This is a genomic window from Bacteroides galacturonicus, from assembly GCF_003096855.1.
GTDB classification, from domain to species: Bacteria; Bacillota; Clostridia; order Lachnospirales; family Lachnospiraceae; genus Lachnospira; species Lachnospira rogosae.
Map to the genome: position 1 here is coordinate 133,816 of NZ_QEOA01000002.1, position 15,852 is coordinate 149,667.

Genomic DNA, 15,852 nt, shown 5'->3' on the forward strand with positions numbered 1-15,852 from the left:
TCAATATTCCGTATAATAGCATAGTGCTTTACAAAAAGCAATTAAACTGTTATTATATTTTAGATTATGTATGTTAATTTTTCATAAAATAAGAAATTAAATCGGAGGCAGATATATGAGTAAACCAATAGTCGCTGTAGTAGGCCGTCCCAATGTTGGTAAGTCAACATTATTCAACGATCTTGCAGGACAGCAGATTTCTATTGTAAAAGATACCCCTGGTGTAACCAGAGATAGAATATACGCTGAAGTTACATGGCTTGATAAATCATTTACTTTAATTGATACAGGTGGTATTGAACCAGATACAAGTGATGTAATTCTTGCACAGATGAGAGAGCAGGCTGAGATAGCTATTGAAACGGCAGATGTAATTATATTCCTTACTGATGTTAAGCAGGGACTTGTTGATTCAGATGCTAAAGTAGCAGATATGTTACGACGTTCAAGAAAGCCTGTTATTCTGGCAGTTAATAAGGTTGATAACTTTGATAAGCTTATGCCTGATGTATACGAATTCTATAACCTTGGAATTGGTGACCCACATCCAATATCAGCAGCATCAAAGCTTGGTCTTGGTGATATGCTTGATGAGGTTATCAAGCATTTTCCGCAAGAGTCTGAAACTGAGGAAGAAGATGAGCGGCCAAAGGTTGCCATTATTGGTAAACCCAATGTTGGTAAGTCATCAATCATTAATAAGCTCCTTGGAAAGAACAGGGTAATTGTATCTAATATTGCGGGAACAACAAGAGATGCGATAGATACAACCATAACATATAACAAGAAAGAATATGTATTCATTGATACTGCTGGTCTTAGACGTAAGAGCAAGATAAAAGAAGATCTTGAAAGATACAGTATTATAAGAACTGTTGCAGCTGTTGAAAGATGTGATATAGCCATTCTTGTAATTGATGCAACAGAAGGTGTTACTGAACAGGATGCTAAGATTGCGGGAATAGCCCACGAGCGTGGCAAAGGTATAATTATTGCTGTCAATAAGTGGGATGCCATAGAGAAGAACGACAAGACAATATATGAATTCACAAGCAAGATAAAAGATACTCTTTCATTTATGTCATATGCAGAGATTATATTTATATCAGCACAGACAGGACAGCGTCTTGGAAAGATATATGAGCTGATTGATACTATAATCGACAGCCAGACTATGAGAATCCCAACTGGTGTTCTTAATGAAATTCTTACAGAAGCTGTTGCTATGAAACAGCCGCCTTCAGATAAGGGTAAGAGATTAAGAATATACTATATGACACAGGTTTCTGTTAAACCACCGACATTCGTAATGTTCGTTAATGATAAGGAATTAACACATTTCTCTTATACAAGGTATATTGAGAACCGTATAAGAGAAGCGTTTGGTTTCAGAGGTACTTCAATAAGGTTTATTAACAGGGAACGTAAGGAGAAAGAATAATGCTTAACAGATTGATATGTCTTATTCTAGGATATTTTATTGGTGCAATTATCCAGACAGGTTTCTGGATTGGCAGGTTTAATCATATTGATATAAGAGATTATGGCAGTGGCAACGCTGGAACAACTAATACTATGCGTACACTTGGAAAGAAAGCCGGATTTATAACATATTTTATGGATGCTTTTAAATCCTGCATTACTGCCATAATCATACATTTTATATATGGCAGTAATGCGGATATATCAGAAATGCTTCTTATCCTTTATGGCGGATTTGGAGTTGTCCTTGGACATAACTTTCCATTCTACCTTGGATTTAAAGGTGGAAAAGGTATTGCTGCTACATCAGGATTAGTAATAAGTCTTATACTTTTTCCTAAATATTGCTTTATGTTTACAATATTTGGAATGGTAACATTTGGATTAGTAACCAAGTTCTCAAGATATGTATCATTAGGTTCTATTACCGGCATAATTGGTTTCTTTATAGAATTTGTAATATGGGGGCTTGTTGGATGGCTTCCACTTAACAATAATGAATTCATAGAGGCTTCTATAGTTGTGTTATTATTCGTTATTCTTGGTGTTGCACGTCACAGTGGTAATATTAAAAGACTTATTAATGGAACAGAACGTAAAATTGGAGAAAAAAAGTAATGCAGTAATGGAGGATTATTAATGGTAAAGATAGGTGTATTAGGAGCTGGAAGCTGGGGACTTGGTCTTGCTATGCTTCTTCATAATAATGGACATGATGTAACAGTCTGGTCAGTATTTCCAGACGAGATTAATGAGCTTAACGCCACACGAGAGAATAAAAAATGTCTTCCAGGTGTAATATTCCCAGAAAGCGTAAAATTCTGTGCTGACACAGAAAAAGTTGTAACTGAAAGTGATGTGCTTATACTTGCGGTTGCTTCTCCTTATACAAGGTCAACAGCTAAAATCGTCGCACCATATGTTAAAGAAGGACAGTATATCGTTAATGTCGGCAAGGGTATTGAGGAGGAGTCTTTAAAGACATTATGTGAGGTAACAAAGGAAGAAATTCCACAGGCTGTAGTTGCTGTGTTATCAGGTCCAAGCCACGCTGAGGAGGTTGGAAGGGGAATTCCTACAACCTGCGTAATTGGTACAGCTAACAAGAAAGATGCAGAATATTTGCAGAATATGTTTATGAGTAATGTATTCCGTGTATACATAAGTCCTGATGTTCTTGGAATATGTATAGGTGGTGCATTGAAAAATGTAATCGCGCTTGCTGCTGGTATTGCTGACGGCTTAGGATATGGAGATAATACTAAGGCTGCACTTATAACAAGGGGGATTGCTGAGATAACACGACTTGGTCTTGCTATGGGTGCGGATTTTGCTACATTTTCAGGCTTGTCTGGAATAGGCGACCTTATTGTTACCTGTGCGAGTATGCACAGCCGTAACAGACGTGCCGGAATTCTTATCGGCAAAGGCTATACAACTAAAGAAGCTATGGATGAAGTACAGATGGTTGTAGAGGGTGTATATGCAGCTAAGGCAGCTAAGAAGCTTGCTGAAAAGTACAACGTAGAAATGCCAATAGTTGAACAGGTAAATCAGGTGTTATTTGATGGCAAATCTCCAGCAGATGGCGTTAAAGACCTTATGTTAAGAGATAAGAAAATCGAAGCCGGCAATGTTGAATGGCACTAAATTATTAATATACGAGAGGTTAATCATATGCGAGTTATTGCAGGTTCGGCCAGAAGTCTTCCTTTAAAAACTATTGAAGGAACAGATACCAGACCAACTCAGGATAGAATTAAAGAGACATTATTTAATATGCTCCAGTCAGATATTCCAGGATGTAAATTTCTTGATTTATATTCTGGAAGCGGTGCAATTGGAATTGAAGCCTTAAGTCGTGGAGCGGCTAAGGCTGTGCTTGTTGAGAATTCAAAAAAGGCAGTTGAATGTATTAAGGATAATCTTACGTTTACCAAGCTTGCTGATAAAGCAGATGTTATGGAAATGGATGTATTATCTGCAATCAACAGGCTTAAGGGCAAAGATGTATTCTCAATCGTCTATATGGATCCACCATACTCTAATGATTATGAGCGTGATGTATTAGCAGCCCTTAGAAATTCAGATATTATAGATGAATATACAATTATAATTGTTGAGGAAAAGCTTGATGCTGACCTTGACTATGCTGACGAATGTGGTTTTGATATTTACCGGGTAAAAAAATATAAGACTAATAAACATTTATTCTTAAGACTGAAGGGAAGTGCAGACTAAATGAAAAAGGCTATATATCCTGGAAGCTTTGACCCTGTTACATTAGGACATCTTGATATAATAAAGCGTTCAGCAGCACTTGTTGACCACCTTATCGTGGGTGTGTTAAACAACAGTACCAAAACACCATTGTTTTCAGTTGATGAACGTGTTAATATGTTAAAAGAAGTTACGAAAGACATTCCTAATGTCGAGATTTTAAGTTTCAGTGGACTCCTTGTAGATTTTGCAAGAGAGCATAATGTACAGGCTATAATAAGGGGACTTAGAGCCGTAACTGATTTTGAATATGAACTTGCTATGTCTCAGACTAACAGAGTAGCCGCTCCCGATATTGATACAATATTCCTTAATACAAGTCTTAAATATGCTTATTTAAGTTCAAGTATCGTTAAAGAAATGGCTATGTATGGCGGCGATATAAGTAAATTCGTACCAGAGTCTATTGTAGATATAGTGAGAGAACGATACAGCAGTAGTTATAATATTAAGGCAAATGAAAAGGGAGATATAAAATGAGTAGAATCGAACAGCTTATAAGCGATATAGAAAGCTACATAGATAATTGTAAATTTCAGCCATTATCTAATACTAAGATTATTGTAAATAAAGAGCAGCTTGAAGATATGCTGGCTGAATTAAGATTAAAGACACCTGAAGAAGTTAAGAAATACCAGAAAATTCTTAACAACAAAGATGCCATAATTGCCGATGCAAAAGAGCAGGCAGAATCTATTATTAATGCTGCACAGATACAGACAGAGGAACTTATTAATGAACACGAGATTATGCAGCGTGCATATGCACAGGCTAATGCCCTTATAGAGCAGGCAAGTGCACAGGCACAGGCTATTCTTGACAGTGCGACAGAAGATGCCAACAGCATACGTCAGGGTGCTATGGACTATACAGATGATATGCTTGAGAAGCTTCAGTATATAATCGAAAAGTCTATCCGTGACAACCGCGAGAAGTACGACTCTTTATTGTCTGGTCTTGAAAATGTTCTTTCGATTGTCAATAATAATCGTAATGAATTAAAAGCACCTGTTGTACAGGAAGAAGAGGAAGCTGTAGATAACGCACCTGACCAGCGTGAAGACAGCACAGATGACTATGGTTATGAAGAAGAATTTGAGGATGAGGATATCCTTGAATAATTATAATATAAATACAAAAATATAATACCAATATAAAATAAAATATAATATATATAGTAACAATATAAGGCTTATGTAAGAAATATAATTTGCTGTATAGATTATATTAATGAATTTATATAATGCTAATCAGAATACATATATCAGTAATAATGATATGCCAGCTGTTGCGAGGCTTAACATTATTTTCTGGTATATGTATTTTTTTATGTTTATCCCGTTATTGTTATTAGATGTTCCAGCAATTCCGATTGTCTGCATTAATGTAGATATTCCGCCAAATGCATTGGCTGTCAATATAAATGCAGCCTTAACTGAAGCACTGATATCACTTGAAGCGATAAGATATATGCCGTTAGTTATCTCTAACAGAGAACATATAATCATATTGATATAATTAAATCTTCCAAAAAGTACATCTATCATAGAGCATATGCAGGAAAATATAACAATATATCCACACATTTTTAATACATTATCAATTGATTTTATTATGGCATTGTCTAATACATTGAAGAAATTCTTATGTGAATTTATAGTGTGTTGTCTGCCGTTATTACACATATTATCCGTATGTTGGATATTATATGAATTTAAGTTAACTTTGTATCTGGTATTAGATGTCCTATTATAAAATATTTTTGCTGTGCAATTATTAATTGGTTCTTTATTACTATTTTTATTATTATTGTTATTCACTGGATATTTAATAAGCTGTACAGCACACAGAATTATTACAGGAAGATATACAGCAATAAGGAATTTTATTATTGTTATGGAGTTATTTATGGTGCCATAATATATGTATCCGATAACGAATCCGGGGCTTGATATATTACAGTATCCTGTTATATTATCAATTATTCTGCTGTCTGATTGTTTCTTATAATTAATGCAGTTAATAGCACCTATTGGAAATCCACAGAGCACACTTATAAATATAATAAATACAAGTCCCAGACGGCTGTTCACTGGCATATAATAATTAATACAGCCGGTGATAATCATAGCCACCAGCAATCCCGGCATAACACTCAAAGCCCATAATTTGATACCTTTAAGCGTTGCATTAATAATAATGTGTGGTGAACAGACAGTTACAAGAAATATTATAAGCATTATAAGAAATATCACATTATGGCTGTATTTCTTATGGTTTATTTTAGACGAATAACTATTATCACATCTATTGATTAATGAAAGTGTATATGTGTTATTGTGATTATTATTTAATTGTGGAGAATAAGCAGAATTCTTGATTTTACCCATATATTTATTTCCTGATAAGAAAGTCTTATTTGTCCGTTTAATATAATTTATTCTATTCATTACAACAGCCTGTTAGACATATTATTTAGTGAATAATAAAGTGAAAATGGAAAATATGAATAAAACGGACATTATAAATAATAAAACGAATCTGCTTATTATCACAATATGCTGTGCCTTAATATGCAGTATTCATCTTAATATTATAAGACACTATACGCGCATTGCGGCATATACGACATTAACCGTATCAGATGATAACTTCCGTGCAATGCAGGTGGAATGTGATTTGCAGGATATTATTAATAAGGCAGAACAGATGAATGTAAACCCTGCTGAGTTATTTATTGTGCTGTGTTGTATGAATGAATGTCATATAACGGACAATGCTGTTAAGCGGCTTACCGTGTCTGATTTTGACAAGGTCAAAACAATCTTCTGTAAGAAAAATGCTGCTGAATTCAAGCTTTTAAAACAAACCGCAACAGGCATACTATATGATATGGAATATTTTCCTGTGCCACACTCTTCAAAGACAGAGCAGTGGGTTAACTATGTTAATTCGTGGAATTATGAAAGAACCTACAAAGGTAACAGAACACACGAGGGAACTGATATATGTGCTGATATTAATAAAGATGGATTATATCCTGTTGTGTCTGTATGTGACGGAACAGTAACTAACGTCGGCTGGTTAGAGCTTGGCGGTTACCGGATAGGCATAACGTCTGCTAATAAAATATATTACTATTATGCCCACCTTGATTCCTATGCCAAAGCTTATAAAGCAGGTGATATAATTCATAAGGGAGAGCTGCTTGGCTATATGGGAAGTACAGGATACAGCAAAGTAGAGGGTACATCTGGCAAATTTCAGACACATTTACATTTTGGGATGTACATAACTGATAATTCAGGCAATGAAGTGTCAATCAACCCATATTGGATACTAAAATCTAATCAAAATAAGACTTTAATTTATGGTTATTAGTATCGTTATGTGCTATAATTATCGTCGGCTAATAGTGAAAAGATTTAAAGAATTTATGAAAATATATAATAGAAACGAGGACTTATATGGAAATACAGATGTGGAAAGAAATCCTTAACCCATACGAGCTTGCGGTAGAGGAGCTTCAGGTTAAGTTTAATCATATGGTTAAAGAATACCGACAGGCAGGCATATATTCTCCAATTGAACAGGTTTTAGGAAGGGTTAAATCTATATCCAGTATCTTATTAAAAGCCCAGAAGCATAATATAGACCTTAATGAAATTGAAGGACATATTCTTGACATCGCTGGTATAAGGCTTATATGCCAGTTTACTGATGACATATATAATGTAGCTGACCTTATAAGGGCAAGAAGCGATATGGAAGTCATAACTGAGAAAGATTATGTCAAGAATATCAAGGAAAGCGGATATCGAAGCTATCATATTATAGTCCAGTATAAAGTTGAAACTGTAAAGGGGACTAAGATAATTCCAGTAGAAATCCAGATACGAACACTTGGAATGAACTTCTGGGCTATAATTGAACACTCTCTCCAGTACAAATATAACGGCAATATTCCAAAGCACGTAAGGGAACGACTTACATCAGCCGCAGATGCCATATATACGCTTGATAACGAGATGATGAGTATTCACGATGAAATTATTGATGCACAGAATTATGTATCAACCAAAGCTAACATTGTATCTGACATACTTAATAATATACAAAGCCTTTATAAAGTTGCTAACAAGCAGGAAATCATCAGAATTCAGGATGAATTCTATGAGATATACCAGACTGATGATGTTGCCAGACTGCAAAGATTCAGCAGGCAGGTAGATATGATTGCAGAGAATTATAAAGCACAGAGTATATAAAATGTATAAAGAAAGAGGATTTTATGAATTTACCAGAGAAATATCTTAATTCAATGAAAGATATGCTTAAAGATGATTTTGATGATTATCTTGAAAGCTTTAATGATAAAAGATTATATGGACTTCGTGTTAACAACCTTAAGATTTCAACAGAAGATTTTCTTAAGATAAGTCCATTTAAGCTTACACCCATACCTTGGATTGAGAATGGCTTTTACTATGAAGAAACAGATAAACCAGCAAAGCACCCATATTATTACGCCGGACTTTACTATATTCAGGAGCCTAGTGCAATGACACCAGCTAATGTACTTCCTATTGATGAGGGCGATGTTGTATTTGATATGTGTGCCGCACCAGGAGGAAAATCGACAGAGCTTGCAGCAAAGCTTAATGGAACAGGACTTCTTATAACTAATGACATAAGCAATTCAAGAACCAAGGCACTGCTTAAGAATGTTGAAGTATCTGGTATTTATAACCTTTGTGTGCTTAATGAAGACCCAGCTAAGATATCAGGAAGATTCACAGAATTCTTTGATAAGGTTCTTATAGATGCACCTTGTTCTGGTGAGGGTATGTTCAGAAAAGATAATAAACTTATCAAGGCGTGGGAACAGAGCGGACCAGAAGTATATTCTGCAATACAGAAAAGCATTATAATACATGGTGCGAAAATGCTCCGCCCAGGTGGAATGATGCTTTATTCAACCTGTACATTTTCTTCTCTGGAAGATGAAGAGAGCATTAAATATCTTCTTGATAACTGTCCAGATATGAAACTTGTTGATATTAAACCATACGAAGGATTTACTAAGGGCTTTACTGATATTGATAATGATAATAAGTATAATCTTGACAAATGTGTGAGGATATTCCCACATAAAATGCATGGCGAAGGACATTTTGTTGCACTTCTTAAAAAGGATAATCCAGATGACATTAATAATGCACATTATACAAGAGGATCATTTAATACTAAAATTCCAGATGAGTTAAAGGATTTCCTTGCAAATGTATCAATGGATATCGACACTAAATATATTAATATAAGAGATAACCGCGTGTACTATATTTCCAGGTATATGGCTGATGAAAAGGGTCTTAGAATAATAAGAAATGGTCTTTTGCTTGGTGAACTTAAAAAGAACCGCTTTGAGCCAAGTCAGGCACTTGCTATGGCACTTACAATGAGACAGTATAATAACTGCATTAACCTTAGCGTAGACGATGAACGTGTTGTAAGATATTTAAAGGGCGAGACAATTGACGTTGATGATTTTGCTGACAGCAAGGGCTGGGCATTGCTTTGCGTTGACGGATATCCTTTAGGCTGGGGTAAATCTAATGGCTCGCAGCTTAAGAATAAATATCTTGCCGGCTGGAGATGGATGTAGAAGGAAAGGACTTTAATGGTTATTAGATTAGACAAATATCTTTGTGATATGCAGGCTGGAACAAGAAGTGCCGTAAAAGACATAATCAGAAAGAAAAGGGTTACAATCAATGGCGAAGTTATCACTCGTCCAGAGATTAAAGTCGATATAGACAAGGATGTTGTAGCTGTTGATAATAACGTGTTAGGCTATTCAGAATACGAATATTATATGCTTAATAAGCCAGCAGGCGTTGTGTCTGCTGTATCTGATAAGGATTTTAAGACTGTCGTTGAACTTATAACTGATAACAAACGTAAGGATTTATTTCCGGTTGGAAGACTGGATAAGGATACAGAAGGACTTCTTATCATAACTAATAATGGTGATATGGCACACAGGCTGTTATCACCAAAGCACCATATTGATAAGACTTATTATGTTGTAGCAAAAGGCAGTATAGACAATAAATATATTGATGAGTTTAAAAATGGGCTTGTTGTTGATAAAGATTTTACCGCAATGCCAGCAAAGCTTGAGATACTTCAATATAACAATCAGGATGATACAACATTTTTAAATATAACAATTCAAGAGGGAAAGTTTCATCAGATAAAAAGAATGTTTAAGGCAGCCGGTTCAGAGGTGCTTTATCTTAAAAGATTATCAATGGGAAAGTTACAGCTTGATGAAACACTTGAACCTGGAAAGTTCAGGCCATTAACCGGTAGTGAAATTGATTTATTAAAAAGCTGGAATTAACATTTGTGTCTGTGTGCACTTGACACAAATCAACCAGATACCTGTTAGATACATTGCAGTTATACTGCATTAAAGTGTGCACAGAAATGAGGATATATATGATACACGATTTTCTCCCCGTTTGTAGGGAAGATATGGAAAAAAGAGGGTGGGAGCAATGTGATTTCGTCTATGTTTCAGGTGATGCTTATGTAGACCACCCATCGTTTGGACCTGCTATCATATCAAGGGTATTGGAATCCTTTGGATATAAAGTTGGAATAATAGCACAGCCAGACTGGAAGAATAAAGACTCCATAACAATACTTGGTGAACCACGTCTTGGATTTTTAGTGTCTGCGGGGAATATGGACTCTATGGTAAACCATTATACCGTCAATAAGAAAAGACGTCATTCAGATGCCTTTTCACCTGGCGGAGTTATGGGATTAAGACCTGATTATGCGACAATTGTATACTGTAACTTAATTAAGCAGGTATACAAATCAACTCCTATTATATTAGGTGGAATTGAAGCTTCATTAAGAAGACTGTCGCACTATGATTACTGGTCTGACAAAGTAAAACATTCCGTTCTTATAGATTCGGGTGCAGATATAATCTCTTACGGAATGGGTGAACATTCTATTGTTGAGATAGCTGATGCACTTAATGCAGGAATTGATGTAAAAGATATAACTTATATCAATGGAACTGTATACAAGACTAAGACATTGGATAATTTATCTGACTATATAAATCTTCCATCCTATGATGAGATTGTAAAAGATAAAAGAATATATGCTGAAAGTTTTTATACACAGTATAAAAATACTGATCCATTTACTGCAAAGATACTTGTAGAAAAAGCCAAAGAAAAACTATATGTCGTACAGAATCCACCAGCAAAACCGCTTACTACTATGGAGATGGACGATGTATATGCACTTCCGTATATGAGAGATTATCACCCAATGTATAAAGCAGATGGCGGAATACCGGCTTTATCAGAGATTAAATTCTCAATAACAAGCAACAGAGGGTGTTTTGGAGGCTGTTCATTCTGTGCCTTAACATTTCATCAGGGAAGGATAATTCAGGTAAGAAGCCACGAATCCATTGTTGATGAAGCTGTTACTATGACTAAAGATAGAGATTTCAAGGGGTATATACACGATGTTGGAGGACCTACAGCTAATTTCAGGCATACTTCCTGCGAAAAGCAGCTTACTTCAGGCATACTTCCTGCGAAAAGCAGCTTACTAAGGGCGTATGTATGAACAGACAGTGCCTTTTTCCGGCTCCCTGCAAGAATCTTACAGTTGACCATTCTGATTATATTAAGCTTTTAAGAAAGCTTCGTAAAGTGCCTGGCGTTAAGAAGGTGTTTATCCGTTCGGGAATACGTTTTGACTACTGTATGTGTGATGCTGATGATACATTTATTAGAGAGTTATGCGAACATCATATAAGCGGACAGTTAAGGGTTGCACCTGAGCATATATCAGATAATGTCCTTACGAAAATGGGCAAGCCTTCCAATGATGTATATGAAAAGTTCTTACAACGTTATAAGCGCATTAATAATAAGACAGGCAAGCAGCAGTTCGTTGTCCCATATCTTATGTCAAGCCACCCCGGTTCGACTATGAAGGAGGCGATTGAGCTTGCAGAATATATAAGGGATCTTGGTTATATGCCCGAACAGGTGCAGGATTTCTATCCAACACCATCAACGCTGTCTACCTGTATGTATTATACAGGCTTAGATCCTGCTACTATGGAGAAGGTATATACTCCTGTAAGCCACCACGAAAAGGAAATGCAGAGAGCCCTTATACAATACCGTAATCCAGATAATTACGATCTTGTTAAGGAAGCCCTTATTAAAAATGGACGTACAGACCTTATAGGATTTGGACCAAAATGCCTTATTCCACCAAGAAAAATATCCCATAACACAGGAGGAAAGAACTTTTCATCACGCAAACATAAGACTGTTAAAAATACCACAGCTTATAACAATAAGGGAAAACATAATAGTGCTGGTGCGGGTAAAAGAAGTTCCAATAATAAATCAAAATCTACTAAAAAAGGACATAAGTTATGAGTAAAAAAGAAAAAGGTGAGTTTGGTTATCTTAAATACAAAAGAAGTTTTAACCTGCTTCTTACTATTATTGCATTTTTAATAATTGCCGCAGTATTTGTAACAGGTTTAATAATCTTTAAATCAAGAAATAATTATATGACACTTGTGGCAACTGTTCTTGTTCTTCCCGGTGCTAAAATAGCAGTTTCCTATTTTATATTACTGCCACATAAGGTATGTGATAAGGAACTATATACAAGCGTTGAAGCTGCAAAGGGAGAGTTATCAGCTTTATATGATGTAATTGTCAGCAATAACAAAAAGCCCATTGGCGTATGTGCTATGGTCATATCTGACAACACAATAATTGCATTAAGCCATGATAAAGCTCCGGATAAGGCATTATTTGAGACAAGCCTTAAAGAATTCTTAAAGAATGATAAGTTAAATGTGACTGTCACTCTTTATACAGAAAAGGATACATTTATTAAAAGAGCAGCTAATATGGCGGCTAACTATGACAATAGCGATACGAATAAGAACAATCGTATAAAGTATGTAACTGAAAGCTGCCTTAATATGTGCTTATAATATGTGGAGTGTTGAATGAAAGAATTAATAATAGATAAATTAGGCGACAACCAGAGGCTTGATAAGTATCTTTCAAAGTATCTGTCTGCCGCAAGTAAAAGCTTTATATATAAAATGCTTAGAAAAAAGAATATTACACTTAATGACAAGAAGGCTGACGGAAGCGAGAAATTACAATCAGGCGACTCTGTCAAAATATTTTTTTCTGATGAAACACTTAATAAGTTCAGTGAAGGCAAAAGCTGCATATCTAATGCTGGCAGCAGACAGACCAATAATATGACAGACAAAGCTGCTGATAACACTGCTAATGAACCTGCTGTAAGAACAGATGGCAAACATACAGACAGCACGGCTGATAAATATTCCTACACAGCTTCTAAAAAAGGTCTTTCTGTTGATTATGAAAAAATATACAGACCGCTTGATATTGTGTATGAAGATGAGAATGTCCTGTTTATTAATAAGCCTGTCGGTATGCTGTCACAAAAGGCTGATAAAAATGACTGCTCTTTAGTAGAATATATAACAGCATACCTGCTTCATAATAATTCTCTTACATATGAAGACCTTGCTATGTTCACGCCGTCAATATGCAACCGCCTTGACAGAAATACAAGCGGCATAATTGCGGCAGGTAAGACGATGAAAGGCTTGCAGGAGCTTTCATCACATTTTAAGGAAAGAACACTTACCAAATATTATATATGTATCGTGGCTGGAAAGATTGATAAAAGACAACTGATTAAAGGCTATCTTTACAAGGATAAAAAGCTTAACAAAGTTACAATATGCCAGACGCTGCCAAAGGGCAGGGATACAAGTGAATATCTTCAAATCGAAACGGAATATATCCCTGTTGCATATTCTGATAATGCCACGCTTCTAAAGGTTCATCTTATAACCGGACGAAGCCACCAGATACGTGCCCACCTTGCAAGTATCAATCATCCGCTGGCAGGTGATTATAAGTACGGAAAAGCTTCTTTTAACAGAAGGTTCACTGACAAATACAATTGTAAAAGCCAGTTATTACATTCTTATGAGCTTAATATACCTGATATGGATATCCATATACATACGGATATTCCAGATATATTTTTAAATGTATTAAAAGGAGAAAATATATGGCAGCCTGGAATTCAAGAGGTCTTAGAGGCTCTTCATTAGAAGAATATATTAATATGACCAATGAGAAATATCTTCTGAACCATTTAGGACTTATACAGAAGATACCAACACCTATAACGCCTATTAAGATTAATCAGGAGACAAGACAGATTACACTTGCGTACTTTGAACAGAAGAGTACTGTTGATTATATAGGTGTTATACAGGGAATACCTGTATGTTTTGATGCTAAGGAATGTGCTGCAGATACATTTCCAATACATAATATACACGAACATCAGGTTGAATTTATGAAAGAATTTGAAAGGCAGGACGGAATTGCTTTTATAATATTATTTTTTTCAGCAAGAGATGAGTTCTATTATTTGCCATTTTCTGATATAATAAAGTTTTGGGAAAGAGCTAAAGCTGGTGAAAGAAAAAGTTTTACTTATGATGAGATTGATAAAAGCTTTAGAATCAATTCTGGCAAAGGAATTATGATTCACTATCTAGAAACGATTCAAAAAGACTTAGACAGACGGGAGCAGTAATTATGAAACATAATTATCTTGACAATTATGAATTAGTCAATGGATATGCACTTATTGACACGGATTTTTCGATTATCACAGCTAACGAGAAAATGTACAAATTTCTTGGTGCTGTGCGAAAGGCAGCAATCTCTGATGCGATTCATCAGGTAGATATTGATGATTTTATTAATGTGTCTAATAACCTGCGTATTGGGCAAAGTAAAAGTATGGTTCTGCGTATGAAAAGAGTTGATAACTCATACAGATGGGTTCTTATGGATATAAAAAGACTTTATATGTCCAATAACCACAAGAAAGAATACCTTGAACTTAATATATCTGATGTCATTGGTCTTAAAAATCATACTAATCATCTTAATGAAGATATAGGAATATATAGGAGAGTGCTATCAATAAATGATAAATTAGTCTACACCTATGAATATGATAAAGATTTATTTACCATATATAATTATGTTAATGACGATGCCATAGCTGTAATATCTTCAACTATTGATGATGTATATGAAAGAATTCTAAAAAAAGGACTTATACCAGATGAGTCAATAAAAGAATATACTGCATATTTTAATAATATAAAAAATGCTAAGAGTGTGTACGAGCACCATTTTAGTATAAATGTTAATTATGGTGATGGATTAAAGCCTACCGGTTCATATATAAATGGCTCAACAATATACTCACAAAGAAAACCAATACGTTCAGTTGGAACACTTAAGCTTCCAGATGCCAATAATGTATTCTCAAAGACTACATATGATTATGAAGACTGTAATAAAATGCTTGGACGTGAGGGACTTGAGAAATATACGCTTAACAATATTTCTTATAATAAAAATTATAGATTTGCATTTATCAAGGTTCATATTGATAATATTGCTGAATACAAGGATACCCATGGCAAAAAGGCTTATAATACAATTCTTGACATAATCAAAGAAACATTATTAAAGGTTGTAGAATACCGTGGTGTAGCAGGTAATCCTGATAATGAAACAGAATATGTTGTTATAGTTAAAGATCTTTATAATGAATCAGAGCTAAGGGCATTTATCGAATATATGAGGTCGCGTATTATATGGGAATGTAAAGCATTTGATGTCTCATTTATGCCGTTATTCTCTATAGGAATTGGACGATATCCTGATAACGGAACAGATTTTAAGGTTATAACTGATAAACTAATAAAAGCCACAGACATTGCTATATCAAAGGGCGGTAACAGATATATAATCTACAAGGAAGATATTCACGGAGAACTATAATATTGTATACAATCAGGCTTGACAGCCTAAAAGTCATTATGTATAATCTCTTTAACATATTATCACGTTACTTTAGTAAAGTGATGCTGAT

General features: G+C 35.0%; 17 protein-coding genes. 16 read left to right on the forward strand and 1 reads right to left on the reverse strand.

Going from position 1 to position 15,852, the window contains the following annotated elements; translation table 11 throughout:
• Positions 1-115: 115 nt before the first annotated feature.
• Genes der through C7390_RS00665 form a run of 6 tightly spaced genes read left to right on the forward strand, consistent with a single transcriptional unit; the run spans position 116 to position 4,883 of the window.
• Positions 116-1,441 carry a ribosome biogenesis GTPase Der gene (gene der / locus C7390_RS00640; protein ID WP_022501737.1) on the forward strand — a complete coding sequence of 442 codons (1,326 nt, stop codon included), beginning with the start codon at positions 116-118 and terminating at the stop codon, positions 1,439-1,441.
• Entirely contained in the window at positions 1,441-2,100 is a 660-nt protein-coding gene (locus tag C7390_RS00645; RefSeq protein WP_318295442.1) for a glycerol-3-phosphate acyltransferase, read from the forward strand. Before der ends, C7390_RS00645 begins: the two co-directional genes overlap by 1 nt.
• A 21-nt stretch (positions 2,101-2,121) precedes the next feature.
• Complete coding sequence (locus C7390_RS00650) at positions 2,122-3,132, forward strand: NAD(P)H-dependent glycerol-3-phosphate dehydrogenase (RefSeq protein ID WP_055174776.1); 1,011 nt, start codon at positions 2,122-2,124, stop codon at positions 3,130-3,132.
• Between the two features lie 9 nt (positions 3,133-3,141).
• Positions 3,142-3,723 carry a 16S rRNA (guanine(966)-N(2))-methyltransferase RsmD gene (gene rsmD, locus C7390_RS00655; protein WP_278320339.1) on the forward strand — a complete coding sequence of 194 codons (582 nt, stop codon included), beginning with the start codon at positions 3,142-3,144 and terminating at the stop codon, positions 3,721-3,723.
• Positions 3,724-4,242: a pantetheine-phosphate adenylyltransferase gene (gene coaD, locus C7390_RS00660; protein ID WP_055174771.1), complete on the forward strand. Its 519-nt coding sequence runs from the start codon at positions 3,724-3,726 to the stop codon at positions 4,240-4,242.
• The gene (locus C7390_RS00665; RefSeq protein ID WP_055174769.1) at positions 4,239-4,883 is read left to right on the forward strand and encodes a hypothetical protein; all 645 of its coding nucleotides are present in this window, start codon (positions 4,239-4,241) and stop codon (positions 4,881-4,883) included. Before coaD ends, C7390_RS00665 begins: the two co-directional genes overlap by 4 nt.
• Before the next feature lie 129 nt (positions 4,884-5,012).
• Here the strand turns inward: C7390_RS00665 and C7390_RS00670 are convergent, their stop codons facing one another.
• Positions 5,013-6,152 carry a hypothetical protein gene (locus C7390_RS00670; RefSeq protein ID WP_318295443.1) on the reverse strand — a complete coding sequence of 380 codons (1,140 nt, stop codon included), beginning with the start codon at positions 6,150-6,152 and terminating at the stop codon, positions 5,013-5,015.
• A gap of 115 nt (positions 6,153-6,267) precedes the next feature.
• On the opposite strand from C7390_RS00670, the gene C7390_RS00675 reads away from it, so the two are divergent.
• From C7390_RS00675 to C7390_RS00720, 10 genes are all read left to right on the forward strand, one after another.
• The gene (locus tag C7390_RS00675; protein ID WP_318295444.1) at positions 6,268-7,143 is read left to right on the forward strand and encodes a M23 family metallopeptidase; all 876 of its coding nucleotides are present in this window, start codon (positions 6,268-6,270) and stop codon (positions 7,141-7,143) included.
• Between the two features lie 86 nt (positions 7,144-7,229).
• On the forward strand, positions 7,230-8,030 hold the full coding sequence (locus C7390_RS00680; protein WP_055306609.1) for a GTP pyrophosphokinase: 801 nt from the start codon (positions 7,230-7,232) through the stop codon (positions 8,028-8,030).
• A 23-nt stretch (positions 8,031-8,053) separates the two neighbouring features.
• Positions 8,054-9,427 carry an RsmF rRNA methyltransferase first C-terminal domain-containing protein gene (locus C7390_RS00685; protein WP_055306608.1) on the forward strand — a complete coding sequence of 458 codons (1,374 nt, stop codon included), beginning with the start codon at positions 8,054-8,056 and terminating at the stop codon, positions 9,425-9,427.
• Between the two features lie 15 nt (positions 9,428-9,442).
• Positions 9,443-10,168 carry a pseudouridine synthase gene (locus C7390_RS00690; RefSeq protein ID WP_116443406.1) on the forward strand — a complete coding sequence of 242 codons (726 nt, stop codon included), beginning with the start codon at positions 9,443-9,445 and terminating at the stop codon, positions 10,166-10,168.
• Between the two features lie 98 nt (positions 10,169-10,266).
• Positions 10,267-11,427 (forward strand): YgiQ family radical SAM protein, encoded by a 1,161-nt coding sequence (locus tag C7390_RS13495; protein ID WP_318295445.1) that lies wholly within the window; start codon positions 10,267-10,269, stop codon positions 11,425-11,427.
• On the forward strand, positions 11,424-12,257 hold the full coding sequence (locus C7390_RS13500) for a DUF3362 domain-containing protein (RefSeq protein ID WP_318295446.1): 834 nt from the start codon (positions 11,424-11,426) through the stop codon (positions 12,255-12,257). Before C7390_RS13495 ends, C7390_RS13500 begins: the two co-directional genes overlap by 4 nt.
• Entirely contained in the window at positions 12,254-12,829 is a 576-nt protein-coding gene (locus C7390_RS00700; protein WP_055174751.1) for a hypothetical protein, read from the forward strand. The genes C7390_RS13500 and C7390_RS00700 overlap by 4 nt, the downstream gene beginning before the upstream one ends.
• Before the next feature lie 15 nt (positions 12,830-12,844).
• Positions 12,845-13,999 carry an RluA family pseudouridine synthase gene (locus tag C7390_RS00710; protein ID WP_318295447.1) on the forward strand — a complete coding sequence of 385 codons (1,155 nt, stop codon included), beginning with the start codon at positions 12,845-12,847 and terminating at the stop codon, positions 13,997-13,999.
• Positions 13,957-14,493 (forward strand): Holliday junction resolvase RecU, encoded by a 537-nt coding sequence (locus C7390_RS00715; protein WP_022501751.1) that lies wholly within the window; start codon positions 13,957-13,959, stop codon positions 14,491-14,493. Before C7390_RS00710 ends, C7390_RS00715 begins: the two co-directional genes overlap by 43 nt.
• Before the next feature lie 2 nt (positions 14,494-14,495).
• Positions 14,496-15,761: a diguanylate cyclase domain-containing protein gene (locus C7390_RS00720; protein ID WP_116443407.1), complete on the forward strand. Its 1,266-nt coding sequence runs from the start codon at positions 14,496-14,498 to the stop codon at positions 15,759-15,761.
• Positions 15,762-15,852: the final 91 nt, after the last annotated feature.